Source organism: Streptomyces sp. NBC_01390, assembly GCF_045040105.1.
In the GTDB taxonomy this organism is placed as follows: Bacteria; Actinomycetota; Actinomycetes; order Streptomycetales; family Streptomycetaceae; genus Streptomyces.
This window is the reverse complement of the sequence record NZ_CP109551.1, coordinates 10,726,932-10,749,460: the sequence shown is the minus strand read 5'-3', so window position 1 is coordinate 10,749,460 and position 22,529 is coordinate 10,726,932. Positions and strand designations below refer to the sequence as shown.

Sequence of the window (22,529 nt, the reverse complement as noted above, 5' to 3'; positions counted from 1 at the left end):
GGCGCAGCCCCTGGCACTCGCATGCGTCGGCCCGGCCGTACCTGTGCGTTCCGCACAGTGCTCTCGTGACAGCCGTGACTGTCGGGACCCGTCCACGGACTGGAAGGCTCGGTGCCAGCCATCGAGGAGGTGGGCATGGACCAGCGGTACGAGGTGTACGCGCTCGCCGACCAGCACTTCTACGAGACACCGGACCGGTTGTCCGGCGCGGCCGAGGTCGCTCCCCAGTTCGAGACGGCCCGCCGGGCGGTGCCGGAGGGCTGGCGTGCGGGGCGGATCGGCGACTGGCTGGCACTGACGCCGATCGGTCCGGACGGCGACCCGCTGCCCGGCCCCACCCAGGGCTGGAAGGTGCACGCGTCGGCCACCCGGGCGAACGCGGAGCGAACAGCCGCGACCGTGTGGGACTACTGCGTACCGCGCGGCATCCCGTTCAAGTTCCTGCCGGGCCCCCATCTGCTGCATCTGCGGAACACCAAGTACGCGGGCCGGGACGGCAGCGGGAAGTTCGTGACGATCTACCCGGCCGACGAGGACCAGCTGCACCAGGTGCTGACCGAGCTCGGCGCCCTGCTGGAGGGCTGCGAGGGCCCCTACATCCTCACCGACCTGCGCTGGCGGGAGGGGCCGCTGTACGTCCGCTACGGGGCGTTCGCGCGCTCCTTCGTCGTCGACGAGCGCGGCTCGCTCGTGCCCGCCGTCCGGGACGGCGAGGGCCGGCTGGTGCCGGACCGGCGCGCGCCGTCCTTCCAGGTCCCCGACTGGGTGCGGCTGCCCGCGTTCCTGGAGGCCCAGCTCGCGGCCCGCAACGCGACGACGGTCGCCGATCTGCCGTACCGCATCGAGAAGGCCCTGCACTTCTCCAACGGCGGCGGTGTGTACGTCGGCACCGACACGCGCGACGGGCGCCGGGTCGTCCTCAAGGAAGGGCGTCCGCACGCGGGGCTGGCGGCCGACGGCGCGGACGCGATCACCCGGCTGGAGCGCGAGCGGGCGGCGCTGGAGCAGGTGTCGGGGCTCGGGACGGTGCCCGAGGTGCGTGACTGGTTCACGCTAGGGGACCACCGCTTCCTCGTCATGGACTTCATCGAGGGGCGCCCCCTCAACTCCTTCTTCGCCGAGCGCCATCCCCTGCTCACCCACGACCCCGATCCGGAGGCGGTGGCCGCCTACACGCGCTGGGCCCTGCGTATCCACCGCGCGGTCGAGGAGACCCTGCAGGCGGTGCACGCGCGCGGGATCGTCTTCAACGACCTGCACATCTTCAACATCATGGTCGCGCCCGACGAGGAGTCGGTGTCCCTGGTCGACTTCGAGGCGGCGGCACCGGTCGAGGAGCGGGGCCGCCAGGTCGTCGCCCACCCCGGCTTCTTCGCCCCGCCCGACCGCAGGGGCATCGACGTCGACCGGTACGCGCTGGCGTGTCTGCGACTCGCCCTCTTCATGCCCCTGACCACCCTGTTCGTGGTGGACCGGGGCAAGGCGGCCCACCTGGCCGAGGTGATCGCCGGCCAGTTCCCGGACGTACCGGCCGACTTCCTGGCCGAGGCGGTCGCCGAAATCACCCGTGACGTGTCTCCGCCCGGCGCGGGGCGCCCCGCGCCCTCGCCACCGGCGGCTCCCGTCGAGCCCGGCGACTGGCCCTACAGCCGGGACTCGATGGTGAAGGCGATCCTCGCCTCCGCCACTCCCGAACGCGACGACCGGCTCTTCCCCGGCGACATCACCCAGTTCTCCGACGGCGGCGGACTCGGCCTCGCGCACGGCGCGGCCGGCGTCCTGTACGCGCTGTCCCGGGCGGGCGCCGAGCGGTACGAGGAGGGCGAGCGCTGGCTCCTGGCCCACACCGACCCGGTGCCGGTGGGCACGCCGCTTGGGCTGTACGACGGTCTCGCGGGCGTCGCCCACGTCCTCGACCTGCTCGGACACCGGCCGCGCGCGCTGGACCTGATCGACCTGGTCCTCCGGGAGAAGTGGCACAAGCTCTCCTCCGACCTGCGCGGCGGCCTGGCCGGGCTGGGTCTGGTGCTCGGCGGGCTGGCGCGCACGACCGGGGAGACGGAGTTCGCCCGGCGGGCCCAGGACGTCACGGACATCCTGGTGAGCCGCCTGGACGAACCGCTCCCGGACCCGAAGAAGCGCCGCGCCGGACTCCTGCGGGGCGCGAGCGGACCCGCGCTGCTGTTCCTCAGGCAGTACGAGGCGACCGGCGACCCCGCGCTGCTCGACGCGGCCGGCACGGCGCTGCGCCGGGACCTCGACGGCTGCGTCGTACAGCGGGGCGGTGGCCTCGAGGTCGACGAGGGATGGCGGACCATGCCGTACCTCGCGGAAGGCAGCGTGGGGATCGGCCTGGTCCTCGACGACTACCTCTCCCATGCCCCCGCCGACGGCCGCGAGGAGTTCGAGGAGGCCCGGGACCGCATCCTGACCTCCGCCGCCTCGCGCTTCTACGCACAGCCCGGACTGTTCCAGGGCAGAGCCGGCATGATCCTGCACCTCGCCCGCACCGGCGCCCCCGAGTCGCGACGCCGCGAACAGATCGCGGGGCTCGGCTGGTACGCGATGTCGTACCAGGGCCAACTGGCCTTCCCCGGGCACCAGATGATGCGGCTCTCCATGGACCTGGGCACCGGCACGGCGGGCTGTCTGCTCGCGCTCGGCGCGGCCCTCGACGAGACGGCCCCCGCCGCCCTGCCCTTCCTCCCGCCGCCACGGCGGCCCCAGAACGCGGCTCCTCACCAGGAGTCGTGACGCGACACCCGTCCCCACCGAGAACCCGGACCACCGGGATCGACGAAAGGAATCGACATGGCACTGCTCGACCTTCAGACGATGGAGTCCGACGAGACCGCCAACACCGGCGGCAACAGCACGCTGAGCCTGCTGTCCTGCGTGAGCGCGGCCAGCGTCACCCTCTGTCTCTGAGCACAGCCGGCAGCAACGCCGGGCGGCCACTCCCACCGTGGAGGGCCGCCCGGCGGTCCGTCATCCGCCGTCGGAGGGCCCACCCGATGACGACCACTTCCCCCGACCGGCCGGCCCCGGCCGAGAACACCGCCTCGCCGCTGCGCGCGACCGTGCGCCGCACCCGGACGAGCTGTGCAGTCCTGTTCCTGGTGGCCACGGTCTCGACGGGGCTCAGCCTGGCCCTGCCCCTGACCCTGGGACGGGCCCTCGACGTACTGCTGGCGCACCCGGACGGCACCGGCGCCCTGCGCTGGGTCCTGTGGTGCGCCGTCATCGTGCTGCTGCTCGCCGTCCTCGACGCCGTCGACACCGTGCTGAGCGGCACTACCAACGCCCGCGCCACGGCGTGGCTGCGACACCGGCTGACCGGGCACCTGCTCGCCGTGGGGCCACGGGCCGGGGAACGCTTCGGGTCCGGCGAGCTGGTGGCCCGGCTGGTCGGCAACGCCGCTCAGGCCGGCACCGCGCCCGCCGCCCTCGCCGCACTGCTGGCCGCGCTCGCCGGACCGGCCGGAGCGGTGGTGGCGCTCGGTCTGCTCGACCCGTGGCTGGCCGCGGTGTTCCTCGCCGGGGCGCCGCTGCTCGCCCTGCTGCTGCGGGCCTTCACCCAGGACTCCTCCCGGTGTGTGGCCGCCTACCAGGACGCCCAGGGGCGGATCGCGAGCGGACTCACGGAGGCGATCGGCGGAGCCCGCACCATCGCCGCGTGCGGGACGGCGGACCGGGAGGTGGCCCGGGTCCTGCGGCCTCTGCCCGAACTCACCCGCGCGGGCCACCGGATGTGGCACGTCCAGGGACGCGCGGCGGCCCGGGCGGTCGCCCTGGCTCCCTTGCTGCAACTGGGGGTCGTGGCCGTGGCCGGTGTCCTGCTGGTCCACGGCCGACTGACGGTGGGCGAGATGCTCGCCGCCTCGCGGTACGCCGTCCTGGCGGCCGGGGTCGGTGTCCTGGTGGGCCAGTTGTCGGGCCTGGTCCGGGCCCGGGCGTCGGCCCGACGCCTCGGTGAGGTCCTCGCCGAGCCGGTGACGGCGTACGGAAGCCGCCGGCTGCCCCCGGGGCGGGGCCGGCTGGAGCTGCGCGGGGTCACCGCCCGTCGCGGCGGACGCACACTCCTGGAAGGCGTCGACCTGGTCGTGCCCGAGGGCGGCACCCTCGCCGTGGTCGGCCGCTCCGGCGCGGGCAAGTCCCTCCTCGCGGCGCTCGCCGGGCGACTGGCCGATCCGGACGAGGGAACCGTGCTCCTGGACGGCGTGCCGCTGCCCGAACTGGACCACGACGAACTGCGCCACGCGATCGGCTACGCCTTCGAACGCCCCGCCCTGCTGGGCGACACCGTCGCGGACACGATCGGCTTCGGCGTCCGGACGGCCCCGCCCGACCGGATCAGGGCCGGCGCCGCCGCCGCCCGCGCCGACACGTTCGTCCGCCGGCTGCCCGACGGCTACGCCACCCCCTGCCGGGCCGCGCCCCTCTCCGGGGGCGAGCGGCAGCGCCTCGGACTCGCCCGGGTGCTGGCCCGCAACAGCAGGCTGCTCATCCTCGACGACGCGCTGTCCAGCCTCGACACGGTCACCGAGCACCAGGTCGTCGACGCCCTGCTGCACCGCTCCCCGGACGGCACCCGGGTGATCGTCGCCCACCGGGTCTCCAGCGCGGCCCGCGCGGACACGGTGGTCTGGCTGGACACGGGGCGGGTGCGGGCGGTGGGAACACACGCGCGACTGTGGCGGGAGAGGGGCTACCGGGAGGTGTTCGCGGATGCCGAGGAGTGAGTCCGCCCGGCCGCGGCCGGGCGGAAAGGACGGCCTCCGCGCGCGTGGAGTGCGGTTTCTGCTGGAGCAGCGGCGTGTCGTGGCCCGGCTGGTGCTGTGGTCCGTACTGGAGACCGCGCAGACCTTCCTCATGGGTTACGCCCTCGCCCGCGCCCTCGACGAGGGGTTCCTGCACGGCCGGGCGGACATCGGGCTCGGCTGGCTCGGGGTCGCTGTGCTCGCGGTCGCCGTGGGGGCGTACGGCACCGGACGGGTCTACGGGGCCGTCGCCGCGCTCGTCGAGCCGCTGCGGGACCGGCTCGTGGAACGGGTGGTGGCACGGGGGGTGCGGGAGGCGGACGGCGGGGCCCTGTCCGCGCTGACCCAGCAGGTGGAGATCGCCCGGGACACCTTCGCCGGTGTGGTGATGGTGTCCCGTTCCTTCGTCTTCACGGCCGCGGGCGCGCTGATCGGGCTGGGCTCACTGGCACCACCACTGCTGCTCGTGGTCGTGCCCCCGCTGGTCGTCGGCGTGGGCCTCTTCGCGGCGAGCATGCGGCCCCTGGCCCACAGCCAGGAGGCTTTCCTCGTCGCCGACGAACGGCTCGCCGACCGGTTCGGCGACGTCTGCGCCGGACTGCGGGACGTGACGGCGGGCGGTGCCGAGGAGCGAGTCGCCGCCGACGTCGGCGAACGGGTCGAGGACGAGCTGCGGGCGGCCCGCTCACTGGCCCGCTGGGGAGTGCCGCGCGTGGCGTCGATCGCCGTCGGCGGACAGCTCCCCATCGTCCTGCTCCTGCTGGCCGCCCCCTGGCTGCTGCGCGGCGGCGTCACCCCCGGCGCGCTGGTCGGCGCGCTCGCCTACGTCACCCAGTCCCTGCTGCCCGCCCTGCAGAACCTGGTCCACGGCATGGGCACCAGCGGCTCCCGGCTCGCGGTCGTCCTGCGCCGCCTGGTGCCGGCCGGCGGGGCAGCGGACACCGGCAGCGGTCCGGACGCCCGCCCCGCCCACAGCCCCGTGAGCACGCCGGCCCTCTCCGTCTCCGGCCTCGCCTTCGCCTACGGCCCCACCTGCGCGCCCGTGGTCGACGGCCTCACCCTGAGCCTGCCCCCGGGCGCGCGGCTCGCCGTGGTCGGCCCCAGCGGCATCGGCAAGTCCACCCTCGTCTCCCTGGCCGCCGGTCTCCTCGAACCCCAGCACGGCGCGATCCGGCTCTGCGGGCATCCGGTGTCCGGCAGCGCCGCCCACGCCCACCGGGTCGTCATCCCCCAGGAGGCGTACGTGTTCAGCGGGACGTTCGCCGAGAACCTGGGCTGTCTGCGGCCGGATCCCGTGCCCGGGTCCGAGCTGCTGGCCGCCGCCGAGGCGGTCGGACTCGCCCCGCTCCTCGCCCGGCACGGCGGGCCCGAGGGCCGGGTCGACCCGGCCGCGCTGTCGGCCGGCGAACGGCAGCTGATCGCACTGACGCGCGCCTGGCTCTCGTACGCCTGTGTGGCACTCCTCGACGAGGCGACCTGTCACCTGGACCCCGAAGCGGAGGAACGCGCGGAGCGGGCCTTCGCCTCCCGGACCGGCACCACCCTGGTCGTGGTCGCCCACCGGCTCGCCTCGGCGCGCCGCGCCGACCGTGTCCTCGTCATGGACGGCCGGCAGTGCGCGTACGGCACGCACGACGAACTGCTGGAGCGCTCCCCTCTCTACCGCGATCTGGTGGGCAACTGGTCGGCCACCGGATCGGGGGAGTCACAGCCAGCCCTCGCCCTGCGAGATACGGATGGCGTCGACGCGGTTGCGGGCCCCGGTCTTGCGGGTGATGGCCGCCATGTAGTTGCGCACGGTTCCGTGGGACAGATGGAGGCTGCCGGCGATCTCCGCGACGGACGCACCCTCCGCGGCGAGTGACAGGACGCTCAGCTCCCGCCGGGTGAGCGGAATCTGCGTGGCCCTGAGGAAACCGAAGCCGAGCGAGTCATCGACGAAACGTTTCCCCGACGCGACCCGGCGAATGGCGGACACCAGTCGCTCCGGCGCCCCCTCCCGCTCCTTGTCGACATAGCCCACCGCACCCGCCTCCGCCGCCCGCTTCAGCAGGCCGGGTCTGCCCGCGCTGGCCAGCACCAGCAGCCGCGGGGCGTACATGCCCGACCCGCGGCCTCGTAACTCGCCCAGCGGAGGCAAGCCGTAGGAGTCCGAACTCTCCAGGTCGGCGGCACAGACATCGGGCCGCACCGACCTGAGCCGACCCGCCGCGCCTCGCCAGGAGGCGTCGTACACCCCCAGGTCGGACTCTCTGTCCAGCCACTGCGCCAGGACCGATCTCACCAGACACGCGTCATGCACCAGAAGCACTCGGATCACTGCAGCTCCTTCACTCGCCTCGCCCCGGGTCATCCGCTGTCGCGTGTGCCCCCTTTTCGACTCTCACCTCTCACCACGGCTCCCAGACGTGCAGAACAGGCCAACAGGGTGCGCGGGGGCGCACTCACGGGGCTTCCACGCCGGACTTGTGCTTCCACGCGGGGGTACGAGCCCGCGCGGAGGGGACAGGGGGCGAGGTTCCTCCTTGCCGAGGTGCCCGTGCCCGGGGCGGGTCCGGGGCGTGCCCGGCCCCGCTCGCCGTGCGCGACGGGCCGAGTGGACAGAGCCTTGACTCGGAAGCACCCGGCCGTGCGAGGAGGTGGTCCCGGTGGCCCGTCGAGGGACCTCCGCACACCGGCGACCGAGGTCGGACGCCCGTTCGACCTCGTTCGGGAAGCCGCTGCTGTCGCTGGCGCTCGCCGGGATGATGGAGGAGGTCCGCGCACTCTCGGGCGCGGTGTATCTGCTGGAGCCCGGGGGCTCGGTGCTGGAGATGGCCGTCATGGCTGGTCTGCCCCGGGCGTTCGCGGCGCCCTGGGAACGGGTCGGGCTCGGCGCGCCGGTTCCCGTCGCCGAGGCGGCGCGCGAGCGGCGGTTCGTGTGGGTGGGCGGCGAGGAGGAGATGGCCCGGCGGTATCCACGGGTCGCCGTCGTACTCCCCTACCCCTTCGCGCTGGCCGCCGTACCGGTGGCGACCGCCTCGACGGTGTACGGGTCGGTCTTCGTGACCTGGCCCGGTTCGCATCCGCCGGAGCTGTCGGACCGGGAGCGGCAGCAGCTCGGCGCGGCCTGCGACCGGCTGGCGCTGCGTCTGGAGCGGGCCGCCGCAGAACACCGTCCGCTGCGGCCCGAGACGGATCTGCTGGCCATCTCGCCCGAGGCGCCGGCCGCCGACACCCTCGGCACGGTCGAGGCGGCACGGATGGTGTCACGGCTGCCGTACGGGCTGTGCTCCCTCGATCTGCACGGGCGGGTCTGCTTCGTCAACGCGGCGGCCCCGGAGCTGCTGGGGGTCCCGGCGGGAGCGCTGCTGGGATCCCAGCTGTGGGCGTCGGTGCCCTGGCTCGATGATCCGGTGTACGAGGACCGCCACCGCGCCGCGCTGTTCAGCCTGCACGTCACCTCGTTCGTGGCGCTGCGCCCGCCGGGCGACTGGCTGTCGTTCCGGCTGTATCCGAGTGCGACCGGGGTGAGTGTCAGGATCACCCGGGCGCGGGCGGTGGCCGAACTGGACCGGACGGGACGCAGGCCGGGCGGGCCGTCCAGTCTGGTCACGATCTCGCAGGTGCTGTCCCTGGCGGGGGCCCTCACGGAGGCGGCGGGTGTCGAGGACGTCATCCAGCTGGTCGCGGACGAGATCATGCCGGCGGTGGGCTGCCAGACCCTGGTGATGCTGGGTTCGCGGGGCGGCCGTATGCGCGTGCTGGGGCATCGCGGCTACGCCGACCCGCGGCTGGTGGAACAGTTCGACGGGCTGCCGCTGACCGAGCGGACCCCGGGGACGCAGGTCCTCACCACGGGTGTGCCCGCGTTCTTCGAGTCGAGGGGCGAGCTGGAGCGGGCGTATGCGACGGTGCGGGAGGTGGCCGGTCCGATGGCGGCCTGGGCGTTCCTCCCGCTCGTCGCGTCCGGACGTCCGGTGGGCACCTGTGTGCTCGGCTACGCACAACGGCACACGTTCCCCGCGGACGAGCGCGCCGTCCTGACCAGTCTCGGCGGCCTGATCGCCCAGGCCCTGGAGCGGGCCCTGCTGTACGACGCCAAGCACCGGGTCGCGCACGGCCTGCAGGCCGCCCTGCTGCCGAGTTCCCTGCCGTCGCTGCCGGGCTTCGAGGCCGCCGCGCGCTATCTGCCCGCTACCCAGGGCATGGAGATCGGCGGCGACTTCTACGACCTGGTGTGCTCGCACGGGCGGGCCTCGGCGGTGATCGGGGACGTCCAGGGGCACAACGTGACGGCGGCCGGCCTGATGGGGCAGATCCGCACGGCCGTACGGGCGTACACGACTGTCGGTCAGGCGCCGCAGGAGGTGATGAGCAGCACCAACCGGCTGCTGATCGACCTCGGCACCGAGCTGTTCGCGAGCTGTCTGTATCTGCGGCTCGATCCGGGGACCGGCCGGGCCGTGATGGCCCGTGCGGGGCATCCGCAGCCGCTGCTGAGGTACCCGGACGGGCAGGTGCGGGTGCTCGACCTGGCCGGGGGTCCCCTGCTGGGGATCGACTCGTCGGCCGAGTACCCGGCGACCGAGGTCGAGCTGACTCCGGGCTGCGTCCTCGCCCTGTACACCGACGGGCTGATCGAGTCGCCGGGCGTCGACATCGACGAGACGCTGGCCGCCCTCGCCCGGCGGCTCGCGGAGACCGGGGACCGGCCACTGGACGAACTGGCCGACGGGCTGGTCGAGTTCGGCGCGGGGGTGACGGACCGGGTGGACGACATCGCGCTGCTGCTGCTGAGGGCGCGGACGGAACGGACGGAGCAGACGGAGAACTGACCAACGCCGGGTGGGAGAGCGCCCGTGCGGGTGGGCCGGGGCTCAGGCCCTGCGACGGGGCCGGCCGACGCCAGGTGCGCCGATCGGCCACCGCCACGCTTCGAACCGCGCTGTGGACAGCCCGGCGCACGCAGAACGGTCCGGCCCTCCCGCCGGAGGGCCGGACCGCGTCAGTGTCGGCCGGTACTACTGGTGTGGCCGGTCAGTGCTTCTCGTTGTTCCCCAGGCCCGTGCCGTCGTCAGCGCCGTTGCCGCTGACGTTGCCGTTGGCGTTCTGGTCGTCGACCCCGCCGAGCTCGTCGCCACCGACCTCTTCACCGAGTCCGGCGTCACCGCCCGCGCCGGCTTCCTGGCCCGCACCGGCTTCCTGACCAGCGCCAGCCTCCTGGCCCGCACCCGCCTCTTCACCCGCACCGGCTTCCTGACCAGCGCCGGCCTCTTCACCAGCACCGGCCTCCTGGCCCGCACCAGCGTCCTGACCGGCACCGGCCTCTTCACCGGCACCGGCACCGGCACCAGCGCCCGCACCCGCGTCGCCCGCGCCGAGGGTCGCGCCGACGGCCGCGAGGGCCGTGGTGACCGGCTGGAAGAAGGTCTCGCCGCCGACGGTGCAGTCGCCGCTGCCGCCGGAGGTCAGGCCGATCGCGCTGCCGTCCTGGGTGAACAGCGAGCCGCCGCTGTCGCCGGGCTCCGCGCAGACGTCCGTCTGGATGAGGCCGGTGACCGTGCCCTCGGCGTAGTTGACGGTGGCGTCGAGGCCGGTGACCTGGCCGTCGTTGAGGCCCGTCGTGGAGCCCATGCGGAAGACCTGCTGGCCGACCGCGGCATCGGCCGCCTGCAGGATGTCGACGGTCTGGCCGTTGCCGACATCGACGGTGCTGGCAGCGACGGTCGCCGGGTCGTCGTACTTCACAAGTGCGAAGTCGCCGTCGCCCGGGAAGGTGGCCGCCTCGACGGTGGCGATGGGTGCGCCGCCCTCCGTGTCCGACCACTCGGCCGCCGCGACACCGCAGTGACCGGCGGTCAGGAAGCCGGGCGTGCCGTCCCCGGTCACCACGTTGAAGCCGAGGGAGCAGCGGGCGCCGCCGGCGAAGATGGCGTCGCCGCCCTCAACCAGCGGCTTGAAGGTGCCCGCGGTCTTCTTGATGGTCGCCATGCCCGAGCCGAGGCTCTTGACGGTCGACTCGATCGTGTTCCAGGCGGCGCCCGTGACCGTGCTGTCAGCGGTGACCTGGATCTTGTTGGTCCGGGGGTCCAGGGCCCAGGCCGTGCCGGGGATCGTCGCCTTCGTCTTCAGCGTCTGCGCGCCGGCCTTCAGCTCGGCGATGCTGTTGTCGACCTCGCGAACAGCCGCACCAGCCTTTTCGGCCTGGACGACGACGTTGTTGTTGTCACCGTCGACGACGTTGATGACCAGCTGCTGCTTGTCGGCGTCGTAGTAGGAGCCCGCGAAGGCGTCCCCGAGCAACTGCTCCAGCTGCGAGGCCAGACCCGAGGCGTCCGTCGCCTTCAGGGTCTTGGGAGCCGCGCCGGCCGCATTGTCGGTCTGGGACGCCATGGCGTTGGGCAGCAGCAGGGCCGCCGCACCGAGCGCCGCGACACTGCCCACCGCTATCGCGGCCTTACGCTTCGGAACTCGCTTGTGACTCAACTTCTTGACCTCCTGCGGGGCGGGGTCTTAGCCGCCGATCGTTCATCGGCGACCTAGTGGGGCGCCTGGATAGCTGTAGGTACGGACGGGTTGCTCGGGGCGTTCAAATTATTTGCCAACTCCCTTTGCGAAACAGCGAATCGGCCATTGCCAGGGCCTGACCGAGGGCCGCCGGGAACAATCACCCATATGACGATGACGCCCGCCGAGGCAGACAAGATCCTTTCCGCCAACTTCGCCCTCTGGGTGCTCGATCTCGGCCTGTCGGTCGAGGAACTGGGCGAGGACCGCGCGCTGCTGCGACTGCCCTGGTCAACCCGGCTGGCACGCGAGGGCGGCGCACTGTCGGGGCAGGCCCTGATGGCCGCCGCCGACACCGCGACCGTGATCGCGGTGTCGGCGGCGCGCGGTGGGTTCGTCCCCATGACGACGGTCCAGCAGTCCACGACCTTTCAGCGCGCGGTGACCGGATCCGATGTCCTGATCGAGGCGGTCCTCACCAAGCTCGGCCGCCGCACGGCCTTCGCCGACATCACGCTGACCGACGCCGGATCCGGTGAACTCGCGGCCCGCGCGAGCACGGTGTACGCCCTCCTGGGCTGACCCGGCACGCCGAAAGGCCACCGGAGGACACTTTCCGTAGCCGCTGGGTGTCTTTGTGTCGGCCGAACCGCTCCGAATCCCGGCTCCAGGGAATCTGCACAGCGAATACGCAGTCAGGTCACCGCATACGACGGTTCCGCACATCCGCTCGTTACACGCCACGCCTTTGGTGGCGGACTGTCCGATTCCGCACCGCTCCCCTGGGTCGCGTGCGCACCGGACCGCAAGAGGTGGAGTGCACCGAAGTCGTGCGGCATGTGGAGAAGTGACCGACAAGCCGTGCGCACACCCTCACGGTTTGGTGCTCGTGGGGCGCAAGTGCCCTGGTGGGGCGGTTGGTTGATTGGAAGCGCGCTGCACGGGCGTGCTTTGATCCATCGCATCGCAGGGGCCGCTGAGGTTCCGGAAACGAAACCTGGCAGCCCTGCGGTCGCGGCCGTCATCTGCCCCCAGAGGGGGGCCGCTCTCCCCTTGTGAAATCCCCATATGAAGGGAAGTTCCCCCATGAACTCCACCCCCCAGGTTGAGACCGCCGAGCTGTCGGACGCCGCTCTCGACGCCGTCTCCGGCGGTCTGTCCCTGAACGCCGTCGGCACCGTCACGAACCTGGTGGACAGCGTTGCCCCCGGCGCGCTCCCCCTGGTCGGCACGGTCGTCGGCACGGTTGAGGGTCTCACCGGCCTGAACACCGGTGCGATCACCAACACGGTCGCCGGTCTCTGATCGTCGCCTCGCGCCGCTGAGTCCCGGAACCGTTTCGCGGTTCCGGGATTCTCGGGTTCCACCAGGCCATCGGCCCGGCCCACGCAAGTTTTCTTACGCAGGTGAGGAAAGCCCGTGCAGTTCCGCCAACAGGCCCTCGCCAAGCTCCAGTCGGCCGAAGAGCTGGATCTTCCGGTGCGTTTCGCACGGCCTCAGGGCTGGCTGGTCCTCTCCGTCACAGTCGTCGTCATGGCGGCCGCGTCGGTGTGGGCGGTCACGGGGTCCGTCTCCTCCACTGTCAGCGCGCCCGCCATCCTCACGCACGGGGAGGGCAGTTACGTCCTGCAGAGCCCCGTCTCCGGTCAGATCACCGCGGTCCTCGCCAAGGAGGGCGCGCGGCTGCCCGCCAACTCCCCTGTACTGAAGGTCCGTACGGCATCCGGCGAGTCGGTCGTCCGCTCGGTCGCCGCGGGCCGGCTCACCGCGCTTGCCGCCACGATCGGCCAGATCATCGGTACGGGTACGAACATCGCGGCCATCGAGAAGGTCGCCGACGCGAGCGACCCGCTGTACGCGACGGTGTACGTCCCGGCCGAGAGCGCCGCCACGATCCCCGCGAACGCCGCCGTAGACCTGAGCGTCCAGACCGCGCCCACCCAGCAGTACGGGGTGCTGCGCGGCCAGGTGAAGTCGGTGGACCGGGCCCCGCAGACGCAGGCACAGATCGGTACGTTCCTCGGTGACAGCCAGCTCGGCGAGCAGTTCACGAAGAAGGGCCGGCCGGTTGCCGTCCTGGTGGAGCTGGACAGGTCGTCGGCCACGAAGAGCGGCTACCGGTGGTCCTCCGCCGAGGGGCCGCCCTTCCAGCTCACCTCCATGACCCTGGCCTCGGGCTCGATCCGGCTGGCGGACCAGCGTCCCGTCGATTGGCTGCTGCCGTGAGTGCCGCACAGAACTCCCGGGCGAAGCGTCGCTCGGCCCCGCCCCCGCGCACGGTCCCCAAGGGCAGCGGCAAGTCCGTGCGCACGCCGACGGTTCTCCAGATGGAGGCCGTGGAGTGCGGCGCGGCCTCGCTCGCCATGGTCCTCGCCCACTACGGGCGGCACATCCCGCTCGAAGAGCTGCGTATCGCCTGCGGTGTCTCACGGGACGGCTCACGCGCCAGCAACCTCCTGAAGGCGGCCCGGAGTTACGGTCTGACGGCCAAGGGCATGCAGATGGACACGGCGGCGCTCGCCGAGGTGAACGCGCCCGCGATCCTGTTCTGGGAGTTCAACCACTACGTCGTCCTCGACGGCATGGGGCGCCGCTTCGGCCGGCGCGGGGTGCACATCAACGACCCCGGCAAGGGCCGCCGGTTCGTGCCGATGGAGGACTTCGACTCCAGTTTCACCGGTGTCGTCCTCGTCATGGAGCCCGGCCCCGACTTCGAGCGCGGCGGGCGCAAGCCAGGCGTCCTCGGTGCCATGCCGGCCCGGCTGCGCGGTACGTCGGGCACGATGCCCGCCGCGATCCTGGCGAGTCTGCTGCTGGTGGCGGTGGGCGCCGCGATGCCCGCGCTCAGCCGCACCTACATCGACACGTTCCTGATCGGCGGCCAGACCTCGATGCTGGAGGTGCTGTTCGCGTCGATGGGTTCGTGCGTGGCACTGACTCTCGTGCTGACCTGGCTGCAGCAGGCGAACCTGCTGCACGGCCGCATCATCTCCTCCACCCTGAGCAGTGCCCGCTTCCTGCGCCATCTGCTGCGTCTCCCGGTCACCTTCTTCTCCCAGCGCAGCCCGGCCGACCTGGTCCAGCGCCTGCAGTCGAACGACGCGGTCTCCGAGACCCTGGCCCGCGACCTCGCGGCGGCGGGCGTCGACGCGATCGTCGTCGTGCTGTACGCCGTGCTCCTCTATACGTACGACCCGCAGCTGACGGTCGTCGGCATCGGCGTGGCGCTGCTCAACATCGTGGCCATGCGGGTGGTGATCCGGCTGCGCGCGACCCGTACCGCAAAACTCCGCGCGGACAACGCCCGGCTCACCAACACCGCCTACTCCGGGCTCCAGTTGATCGAGACGATGAAGGCGACCGGCGGCGAGGAGGGCTACTTCCGCAAGTGGGCCGGGCAGCACGCGACCACGCTGGAGGAGCAGCAGCGGCTCGGGGTGCCGAGTGCCTGGCTGGGGGTGGTCGCGCCGACGCTCGCGACGCTGAACAGTGCGCTGATCCTGTGGATCGGCGGGATGCGGGCCGTCGAGGGCCATCTGTCTGTGGGCCTGCTGGTGGCCTTCCAGTCCCTCGTGGTGCGGTTCACCGCTCCCCTGACCCGGCTCAACGGGGTGGCGGGCCGGATCCAGGACTTCGCGGCGGACGTGGCCCGGCTCAAGGACGTCGAGAACTTCCGGGCGGATCCGCTGTACTCCCGTGCCGGGGGCGGCGATTCGACGCGCCGACTGCACGGTCATGTCGAGCTGCAGAACATCACCTTCGGCTACAGCCCCCTCGACAAGCCCCTGCTGACCGGCTTCGACCTGACCGTGGGGCCGGGTCAGCAGGTGGCTCTGGTCGGTGGCTCCGGCAGCGGCAAGTCGACGGTGTCCAGGCTGATTTCGGGCCTGTACGCGCCCTGGGAGGGCGTCATCCGGATCGACGGGCAGCGACTCGACGACATTCCGCGCGGGGCGCTGGCGGCCTCGGTCTCCTTCGTCGACCAGGACGTGTTCCTCTTCGAGGGCAGCGTCCGCGACAACGTGGCGCTGTGGGACCCGTCGATCCCGGACGAGTCGGTGGTGGCGGCGCTGGAGGACGCTGCGTTGTACGACGTCATCACGCGCCGGCCGGGCGGTATCCACAGCCGGGTCGAGCAGGACGGGCGGAACTTCTCCGGCGGACAGCGTCAACGCCTGGAGATTGCGCGGGCGTTGGTGCGCAACCCCAGCATTCTCGTCCTCGACGAGGTGACCAGCGCACTGGACGCGGAGACCGAGCAGACGGTGATCGACAACCTGCGCAAGCGCGGCTGCGCCTGTGTGGTGATCGCGCACCGGCTCAGCACCGTGCGCGACAGCGACGAGATCGTCGTACTCCAGCACGGCACGATCGTGGAACGCGGGCGGCACGACGCCCTGGTGGCGGCCGGCGGGGCGTATGCCGAGCTGGTCAGGGAGCGCTGAGATGACGACGGTTCACGGAGGCGACGTCGATGTCGTCCTCACCGCGCTCGGGCAGATGGGGACGCGTTTCGACCTGGCCGGGCAGGGCCGCCTCGATCTCGAGGGCCCGCAGGTGCTGTGGCTGGTCGCGTCCGGCGCGCTCGACCTGTTCGCGGTGGACACCGTGGAGCAGGGCCAGTGGCACCACATCGGCCGGCTGGAGGCGGGCGCCCTGCTGCTCGGCCCGGTCACCGGCCCGGACCACACCCTGGTCGCCCGCCCGGTGCGCGACTGCGTGGTGCACCGCGTCGGCCTGCGCGAGCTGTACCAGTCGCCGGGCACGGAGACCTGGTCGTACGACGAGTACGGCAACGCCCAGTACGTGCCTCCGGCGACCAGCCCGCTGGAGTACGCCCTCGCCCTGGGCGTCGGGCGCGGGCTGTCGGTCCTCTTCCAGGCGCCGATGGCCTCGGAGCGGGCCGCCGCGCCGACCGACGACGACGTGTTCTGGATGCAGGTCCCGCCGGGCAGCGTGCAGTACGGGTCGCTGTACGGGGCGGAGGCCGCCGCCGATCTGCTGATGGACCCCGGGGTCTGGCAGGGCATGGTCGACCAGCAGTACCGGCTGCTCGCCACCCTCGACCGCTGGATCGAGCAGCTCGAACACAGCCATGAGACCCGTACGGCGGCCGGCATCAAGGCGGGCGAGGCCGTGCGTGCCCAGGCCGACCGGACCCTGCTGGCGTCGATCGGCAGGCCGTCGGGGAAGCGCACGACCGCCGCGGACGCCGACGCCACGTACGCGGCCTGCAAGCTGGTCGCCGAGGCGGCCGGCATCACGCTCGCCGAGCCCGCGCAGAGCGGCACCGAGAGCGACCGGCTCGACCCGGTCGAACGGATCGCGCTCGCCTCCCGCGTCCGCACCCGGGCCGTCCGGCTCGACGGACGCTGGTGGCACGACAACGTCGGCCCGCTGATCGGCCACCGCAGTCTGTCCGGCGCACCGGTCGCGCTGCTGTGGCGACGCGGCGGCTATGTCGCCCTGCAGCCGTCGTCGGGACGCGAGACGCCGGTGGAGAAGGCGAACGCGGCGGAGTTCGAGGAGCGGGCGGTGATGTTCTACCGCCCGCTGCCCGAACGCGGGATGACCCCGCTGCGACTGCTCCGGTTCAGCATGGGCGGCAGCCGGGGCGATGTGGTCAACCTGTTGCTGAGCAGCCTGGTGACGATCGCCATCGGCGCACTGGTGCCCGTCGCCACCGGCAAGGTGCTCGGCGAGTTCGTGCCGAAGGCGCAGACGACCCTGATCGTGCAGTTCTGTCTGGCCGTGATGATCAGCAGTGTGGTGGCGGCGGCGTTCACACTGCTGCAGAACCTCACCCTGCTCCGGATGGAGGGCCGGATCGAGGCGACGCTCCAACCGGCCGTCTGGGACCGGCTGTTGCGTCTGCCGACGAAGTTCTTCACCGAGCGCTCGACCGGCGAGCTGGCGAGTGCGGCGATGGGCATCAGCGCGATCCGCAAGCTGCTGGCGGGAGTTGCCCCCGTCGTCACACAGTCGGTCACGATCTCTGCGATGAACCTGGGCCTGCTCCTCTACTACAGCGTCCCGATGGCGCTGGCGGCGGTCGGCATGCTCGTGGTGATCGCCGCCGTGTTCCTCGGGCTCGGACTGTGGCAGGTGCGCTGGCAGCGGCGACTGCTCGTACTCTCCAACAAGCTGAACAACCAGGCCTTCCAGACCCTGCGCGGCCTGCCCAAGCTACGGGTGGCGGCGGCCGAGAACTACGCGTACGCGGCCTGGGCGGGCGAGTTCGCGCGCAGCCGCGAGCTGCAGCAGAAGGTCGGCCGCATCAAGAACCTCACCACGGTGCTGGGCGCGGTGTATCTACCGGTCTGCACCCTGCTGATGTTCATGCTGCTCGCGGGTCCGGCGCGCGGTGCGATGTCGGCTGCCGCCTTCCTCACCTTCAACACCTCGGTGACGATGCTCCTGACCTCGGTCACCCAGCTGACCGGCGCCTTCGTCTCCGGTGTGGCCGCGCTCCCGCTGTACGAGGAGATCAAGCCGGTGCTGGACGCGACCCCGGAGGTCCGGGTCGCGAGCACCCGGCCGGGCGTGCTGACCGGCGCGATCGAGGCCCGCCGGCTCTCCTTCCGCTACGCGGACGACGGCCCCCTCGTCCTGGACGACGTGTCCTTCCAGGTGCGGGCGGGCGAGTTCGTGGCGATCGTCGGCCCCAGCGGCTGCGGCAAGTCGACGCTGCTGCGCCTGCTGATCGGCTTCGACAGACCGGTCTTGGGCAGTGTGCTGTACGACGGTCAGGACCTGGGCGCGCTCGACCAGTCCGCCGTACGCCGTCAGTGCGGTGTGGTGCTCCAGCACGCCCAGCCGATGACGGGTTCGATCCTGGACGTCATCTGCGGCACCGAGCCGTACACACCGGAGGAGGCGATGGCCGCCGCCGAGATGGCGGGACTCGCCGAGGACATCCAGCGGATGCCGATGGGGCTGCACACCATCGTCCAGGGCAGCGGCGCGATCTCGGGCGGCCAGCGGCAGCGGCTGATGATCGCGCAGGCGCTGATCCGCAGACCGCGCATCCTCTTCTTCGACGAGGCGACCAGCGCCCTGGACAACGAGACCCAGCGCACGGTCATCGAGAGCACCCGTGCGCTGAACGCCACCCGGATCGTGATCGCGCACCGTCTGTCGACGGTGCTGGACGCGGACCGGGTGATCGTCATGGAGGACGGCAAGGTCGCCCAGCAGGGCCCCCCGGCCCAGCTGCTGGCGGACACCGGCGGCCGGCTGCACGAGCTGGTGCGCCGGCAGCTGGCCTAGAGACAGGTGTCCGGGTGCGCGGGAACCGTCAGGGTGTCTCCGCCGCGCCCCGCCACAGGTCGGGGACCCGGCCGTCGGTGGCGTACATCTGGGTCGCCAGTACGCGTACGGCCGCCGCGAAGAGGGAGGGGTGGCGCAGGAACTCCATGTGGATGCCGGGGAACTCCACCCACGGCACACCGATCCGGCGGGCGATCTCGACCGACGGCCGGGCGTAGTAGGTGCCCCGGTCGTCCGCGCCGGCGCCCAGGACGATGGGGAAGGGGGCGGCCCGCAGCGCCGCCTCGTCGGGGTGGAAGGCGGCGAAGCCGGGCCATTCGCTGCCGAAGAGGTGGTCGGTGTTGCCGAGGAACCGTTCCCACAGGTCGGCGGGCCAACGGTAGGAGCCCTCGCCGCGAATCGTCTCGGCGAAGCGGCGGCCCGCGGCAGGGGCGCCACCCGCCGCGTACCGGGCGGCCAGTTCGGCGAAGAAGGCGCGCCCGGGGTCGTCGTCGGCCAGGACGTTCACGGCGGGCGGTTCGTGGGCGATGAGGCCCACCAGGCACTCCGGGTGACGTGCGGCCAGGGTGAGGCCGATGATCGCGCCACCGCTGTTGCCGAAGACCAGGGCCCGGCCGTCCGCGAGTTCGGCGACCAGGGCGCGGGCGTCGGCGGCCTGTCGCGCCAGCGACATGGGGGCGGCGCCGTCACCCGTACTGCGGGAGTTGCCGCGCCGGTCGTAGGTGATCACGGTGAAGGCGTCGGCGAGACCCTCGGCGATCCCCGAGTAGTAGCCGGCGTCTCCCCCGGCGCCGCTGATCATCAGCAGGGCCGGACCGGCCCCGCGCACCTCGTGGTACAGGTCCGCCCCGTCGACCGTCAGTCTGCCGCTGCGCACGTCCGCACATCCTCCCTAGCGATACTTTCTCGTATCGATACTTTGCCGTTTCGATGAATGTGGTCTAATCTCAGAGGGCCGAGAGTACGAAACAGTTTCGTTTACATACTCGTAACCTCTCGTCCTTTTCGTCTTCCGTCACCACTCGTCGCTCCGCTCCACGAGCGGCCTTCCCTGGAGTGTGCTCAGATGTCCCAGTCCATTACCGAAGGCGCCCCGAAGGGCGTCACGCACGACCCGGACCAGGGGTCCGCCGCGCCGAACCCGAAGCGGTGGTGGATCCTCGCGATCATCGGACTCGCGCAGCTGATGGTCGTCCTGGACGCCACCATCGTGAACATCGCGCTCCCCTCCGCGCAGGCGGACCTCGGCTTCTCCGACGGCAACCGGCAGTGGATCGTCACCGCCTACGCGCTGGCCTTCGCCTCCCTGCTGCTGCTCGGCGGCCGGATCGCCGACCTCTTCGGCCGTAAGCCCGCCTTCCTCATCGGCGTCGCCGGATTCGCCGGCGCCTCCGTGCTCGGCGGCGCCGCGAACGGCTTCGAGATGCTCGTCATCGCCCGGGCCCTCCAGGGTGTCTTCGGCGCGCTGCTCGCGCCCGCCGCCCTGTCGCTCCTCAACACGACCTTCACCGACGCACGTGAGCGTGCCCGCGCGTTCAGCGTGTACGGCGCGATCGCCGGGGCCGGCGGCGCGGTGGGCCTGCTGCTCGGCGGCCTGCTGACCGACGCGCTCGACTGGCGCTGGACGCTGTACGTGAACCTGATCTTCGCCGTCGTCGCACTGGTGGGCGGCTGGATACTGCTGAGCAACCACCGTGACGCCGCCAACTCCAAGATCGACGTCCCGGGCACGCTCCTGGTCTCCGCCGGTCTCTTCTCCGTCGTCTACGGCTTCTCCAACGCCGAGTCGCACGACTGGAGTTCGCCGCAGACCTGGGGCTTCCTGATCGCCGGCGTACTGCTCCTCGCCGCGTTCACCCAGTGGCAGACCCGCGCCAAGCACCCGCTGCTGCCGATGCGCGTCCTGCTGGACCGTGACCGTGCCGCCTCGTTCCTGACGGTGCTCATCTCCGGCGCGGCGATGTTCGGGGTCTTCCTCTTCCTCACCTACTACCTGCAGCTGAACCTCGGCTTCAGCCCGACCAAGACCGGTCTGGCCTTCATGCCGATGATGGCGGCGCTGATGGTCGCGGCCCAGGTGTCCACCACGATGCTCGTGCCCCGCTTCGGCCCCAAGCTCATCATCCCGCTGGGCTTCGTCCTCGGCGCGGCCGGCATGGTCTGGCTGACGGACATCGGCGTCGGCTCGTCCTTCAGCACCGCCGTGCTCCCGCAACTGCTGGTGATCGGTGTGGGTATGGGCACCATCATGCCGCCCGCGATGCAGCTGGCCACCAGCGGAATCGGCGCCGAGGACGCGGGAGTGGCCTCCGCGACGGTCAACACCATGCAGCAGGTGGGCGGTTCGATCGGCACCGCGCTGCTGAGCACGCTCGCCGCGAGCGCCGCGACCAACTACCTGTCCGGCCGGAACGCGGCCGACAAGCTGGTCCAGGCCCAGTCGACGATCGAGAGCTACACCACCGCCTTCTGGTGGTCGGCCGGCTTCTTCGCCGCGGGCGCCCTGATCACCGCCCTGCTGTACCGCCCGGGTGTTCCGGTCCAGGACGAGAGCGCCGCACCGGTCGTCCACATGTGACCCGCCCGGGTCACATAGGCCCCAGGGGCCGCCGTCCACAGGGAGACGGCGGCCCTTCCGCTTGCCCCGACACCTCCGCGGGTGAGTGCACAGTGCACGAAATGTCAATGAATGCAGCAGCAATTCACCTTGTCGAGTGAACTAGATCTTGCGGGCCGCGTGTCAGGGATGGTCCGGACCCAGCGGGGGTAGTTACCGAGATCCAATGCGCCCCGCCGAGGTGGAGCAGCCATGACGCCGACGGCCAACCCGTATGCCCGTACGTACCCGCACGGGCCGTTCACCGTGGTCGAGGTCCTGGGCGAGATCGATCTGGCGACCGCGGGCTTCCTCGCCGACCACCTGGACGCCGCCACCTCACACCCCGCCCCCGACGTGCTCGTCGACCTCCGGCACGTCGACTTCTTCGACTGCTCGGGCCTGCGCGAACTGTGCCGGGCCGACAATCGGGCCCGCGAGCGCGGCGGGCGGCTGCGACTGGTCTCGGACACGCCCCGCCTCCACCGTCTCTTGCGCGCCGCAAGCCTGTTTCGGCGCTTCCCGCCCCTCGCCCACTTCCCGGAGCCGGATCAGGAACCGGACCCGGAGTGAAGTGCGGGGACCGGCGGTGTCACCTTCCCGTGCACGCGTAGTGGGCCGGTCGGTGGCCCCACACCACCGACCGGCCCTGCTGCGAGATCGCGCGGCACCCCGCGACACAGGGTTTCGCACTCCCCATCCGCATACGCCCTGAGTGGCTCGCGGAGGCGCGCGACCCCGGTCTCTAGAACGCGAAGACGGCCTCCCCGAAGCTGCTCTTCACGCACTCGTTCGCGAAAGTCCGCTCATAGGCGACCCGCTGGCCCCGCCACACGCCCTCGACGGTGACGACCACGGGCTCGTACTGCTTGGTGCACTTCACGTCGCTCGTCGCCGCCAGCATGTCGAAGTCCCCGCCCACGGCCCGGAGTTCGGCACAGGCTTTGGACGCCGCCGGGTGCGTGCCGGACGCCGTCGGGGCACAGGTCAGGGTGACGGCACGCTCGGGCGTTACGGTGGCCGCGGTCTCACCGTGCCCCATGGTGAACACCAGGGCCGAGGGTGCGTAGAGCCCGGAGGCGGCGGGGCCCGGGGCGGCGACGGCGGCCCCGGTGAGGGGGGCGCAGACGGCGGTGGCCGTCAGGGTCAGAGTCGCTGCCCAGCGCGCGGTGTTCGGCATTGTGTGCATCCTTCCGCTCAGTTCGAAGATGCGAATCGAAGGTCAACGGTCCGCATGGGTGCTCGATCCCAGCCGGTCGGGCCGGATCAGCGAGCGTGAGTCTGCCGAGTCCGGCGCCGAAACTCATCTCGACCCCATGCGTTTCAGTAACCTTGCGTATTGAATCAGTGGCGTGAAGTTACGTTGTTCGAACACGCGGAGCCCGCAACTGGGCGGCTGTTGATCGTCCGGGGCG

The 22,529-nt window shown here is 71.8% G+C and carries 15 protein-coding genes and 1 pseudogene; 12 read left to right on the top strand and 4 right to left on the bottom strand.

Features of this window, described 5'->3' with window-relative positions; all coding sequences use genetic code 11:
• Window positions 1-135 precede the first annotated feature (135 nt).
• The 4 genes from lanKC to OG241_RS47870 all read left to right on the top strand — a co-directional run bounded on the left by lanKC (window position 136) and on the right by OG241_RS47870 (window position 6,624).
• Window positions 136-2,754 (top strand): class III lanthionine synthetase LanKC, encoded by a 2,619-nt coding sequence (gene lanKC / locus OG241_RS47885; protein WP_405826836.1) that lies wholly within the window; start codon window positions 136-138, stop codon window positions 2,752-2,754.
• A gap of 57 nt (window positions 2,755-2,811) precedes the next feature.
• The gene (locus OG241_RS47880; RefSeq protein WP_307629835.1) at window positions 2,812-2,928 is read left to right on the top strand and encodes a SapB/AmfS family lanthipeptide; all 117 of its coding nucleotides are present in this window, start codon (window positions 2,812-2,814) and stop codon (window positions 2,926-2,928) included.
• An 86-nt stretch (window positions 2,929-3,014) separates the two neighbouring features.
• The gene (locus OG241_RS47875; protein WP_405825190.1) at window positions 3,015-4,742 is read left to right on the top strand and encodes an ABC transporter ATP-binding protein; all 1,728 of its coding nucleotides are present in this window, start codon (window positions 3,015-3,017) and stop codon (window positions 4,740-4,742) included.
• A complete protein-coding gene (locus tag OG241_RS47870) occupies window positions 4,729-6,624 on the top strand; it encodes an ATP-binding cassette domain-containing protein (RefSeq protein ID WP_405825188.1) in 1,896 nt (631 codons plus the stop codon). The genes OG241_RS47875 and OG241_RS47870 overlap by 14 nt, the downstream gene beginning before the upstream one ends.
• Here the strand turns inward: OG241_RS47870 and OG241_RS47865 are convergent.
• Window positions 6,550-6,861: pseudogene (locus OG241_RS47865) on the bottom strand (LuxR C-terminal-related transcriptional regulator); the annotation flags it as partial. The gene OG241_RS47870 and the pseudogene OG241_RS47865 sit on opposite strands and share 75 nt — an antisense overlap.
• Before the next feature lie 547 nt (window positions 6,862-7,408).
• Between OG241_RS47865 and OG241_RS47860 the strand changes: the two are divergent.
• Window positions 7,409-9,577 carry a SpoIIE family protein phosphatase gene (locus OG241_RS47860; RefSeq protein WP_405825186.1) on the top strand — a complete coding sequence of 723 codons (2,169 nt, stop codon included), beginning with the start codon at window positions 7,409-7,411 and terminating at the stop codon, window positions 9,575-9,577.
• Between the two features lie 202 nt (window positions 9,578-9,779).
• Here the strand turns inward: OG241_RS47860 and OG241_RS47855 are convergent, their stop codons facing one another.
• Window positions 9,780-11,228, bottom strand: a complete 1,449-nt coding sequence (locus tag OG241_RS47855; RefSeq protein ID WP_405825184.1) for a S1 family peptidase — start codon at window positions 11,226-11,228, stop codon at window positions 9,780-9,782.
• Window positions 11,229-11,417: 189 nt separating this feature from the next.
• Between OG241_RS47855 and OG241_RS47850 the strand changes: the two genes are divergently transcribed.
• The 5 genes from OG241_RS47850 to OG241_RS47830 all read left to right on the top strand — a co-directional run bounded on the left by OG241_RS47850 (window position 11,418) and on the right by OG241_RS47830 (window position 18,518).
• Window positions 11,418-11,831: a PaaI family thioesterase gene (locus tag OG241_RS47850; protein WP_405825183.1), complete on the top strand. Its 414-nt coding sequence runs from the start codon at window positions 11,418-11,420 to the stop codon at window positions 11,829-11,831.
• 504 nt (window positions 11,832-12,335) lie between these two features.
• Window positions 12,336-12,554 carry a type A2 lantipeptide gene (locus tag OG241_RS47845; RefSeq protein ID WP_319090863.1) on the top strand — a complete coding sequence of 73 codons (219 nt, stop codon included), beginning with the start codon at window positions 12,336-12,338 and terminating at the stop codon, window positions 12,552-12,554.
• 114 nt (window positions 12,555-12,668) lie between these two features.
• Window positions 12,669-13,475, top strand: coding sequence for an HlyD family efflux transporter periplasmic adaptor subunit (locus OG241_RS47840; protein WP_405825181.1), 807 nt, complete (start codon window positions 12,669-12,671; stop codon window positions 13,473-13,475).
• Window positions 13,472-15,694 (top strand): NHLP family bacteriocin export ABC transporter peptidase/permease/ATPase subunit, encoded by a 2,223-nt coding sequence (locus OG241_RS47835; RefSeq protein ID WP_405825179.1) that lies wholly within the window; start codon window positions 13,472-13,474, stop codon window positions 15,692-15,694. The genes OG241_RS47840 and OG241_RS47835 overlap by 4 nt, the downstream gene beginning before the upstream one ends.
• A 1-nt stretch (window position 15,695) precedes the next feature.
• Window positions 15,696-18,518, top strand: coding sequence for an NHLP bacteriocin export ABC transporter permease/ATPase subunit (locus OG241_RS47830; protein WP_405825178.1), 2,823 nt, complete (start codon window positions 15,696-15,698; stop codon window positions 18,516-18,518).
• 28 nt (window positions 18,519-18,546) lie between these two features.
• On the opposite strand, the gene OG241_RS47825 is transcribed toward OG241_RS47830, so the two are convergent.
• Window positions 18,547-19,395: an alpha/beta fold hydrolase gene (locus tag OG241_RS47825; RefSeq protein WP_405825176.1), complete on the bottom strand. Its 849-nt coding sequence runs from the start codon at window positions 19,393-19,395 to the stop codon at window positions 18,547-18,549.
• Between the two features lie 189 nt (window positions 19,396-19,584).
• Between OG241_RS47825 and OG241_RS47820 the strand changes: the two genes are divergently transcribed.
• Together OG241_RS47820 and OG241_RS47815 are read left to right on the top strand one after the other, a co-directional pair.
• Window positions 19,585-21,096 (top strand): MFS transporter, encoded by a 1,512-nt coding sequence (locus tag OG241_RS47820; protein WP_405825174.1) that lies wholly within the window; start codon window positions 19,585-19,587, stop codon window positions 21,094-21,096.
• A 231-nt stretch (window positions 21,097-21,327) separates the two neighbouring features.
• Window positions 21,328-21,687, top strand: coding sequence for an STAS domain-containing protein (locus OG241_RS47815; protein WP_405825173.1), 360 nt, complete (start codon window positions 21,328-21,330; stop codon window positions 21,685-21,687).
• 172 nt (window positions 21,688-21,859) lie between these two features.
• On the opposite strand, the gene OG241_RS47810 is transcribed toward OG241_RS47815, so the two are convergent.
• Window positions 21,860-22,294 (bottom strand): protease inhibitor, encoded by a 435-nt coding sequence (locus OG241_RS47810; RefSeq protein ID WP_405825171.1) that lies wholly within the window; start codon window positions 22,292-22,294, stop codon window positions 21,860-21,862.
• Window positions 22,295-22,529: the final 235 nt, after the last annotated feature.

Coding starts and splice junctions, on each gene's coding strand:
- OG241_RS47850 (WP_405825183.1), top strand. CDS start 11,418: ATGACGATGACGCCCGCCGAGGCAGACAAGATCCTTTCCGCCAACTTC.
- OG241_RS47880 (WP_307629835.1), top strand. CDS start 2,812: ATGGCACTGCTCGACCTTCAGACGATGGAGTCCGACGAGACCGCCAAC.
- OG241_RS47870 (WP_405825188.1), top strand. CDS start 4,729: ATGCCGAGGAGTGAGTCCGCCCGGCCGCGGCCGGGCGGAAAGGACGGC.
- lanKC (WP_405826836.1), top strand. CDS start 136: ATGGACCAGCGGTACGAGGTGTACGCGCTCGCCGACCAGCACTTCTAC.
- OG241_RS47845 (WP_319090863.1), top strand. CDS start 12,336: ATGAACTCCACCCCCCAGGTTGAGACCGCCGAGCTGTCGGACGCCGCT.
- OG241_RS47830 (WP_405825178.1), top strand. CDS start 15,696: ATGACGACGGTTCACGGAGGCGACGTCGATGTCGTCCTCACCGCGCTC.
- OG241_RS47815 (WP_405825173.1), top strand. CDS start 21,328: ATGACGCCGACGGCCAACCCGTATGCCCGTACGTACCCGCACGGGCCG.
- OG241_RS47810 (WP_405825171.1), bottom strand. CDS start 22,294: ATGCCGAACACCGCGCGCTGGGCAGCGACTCTGACCCTGACGGCCACC.
- OG241_RS47820 (WP_405825174.1), top strand. CDS start 19,585: ATGTCCCAGTCCATTACCGAAGGCGCCCCGAAGGGCGTCACGCACGAC.
- OG241_RS47875 (WP_405825190.1), top strand. CDS start 3,015: ATGACGACCACTTCCCCCGACCGGCCGGCCCCGGCCGAGAACACCGCC.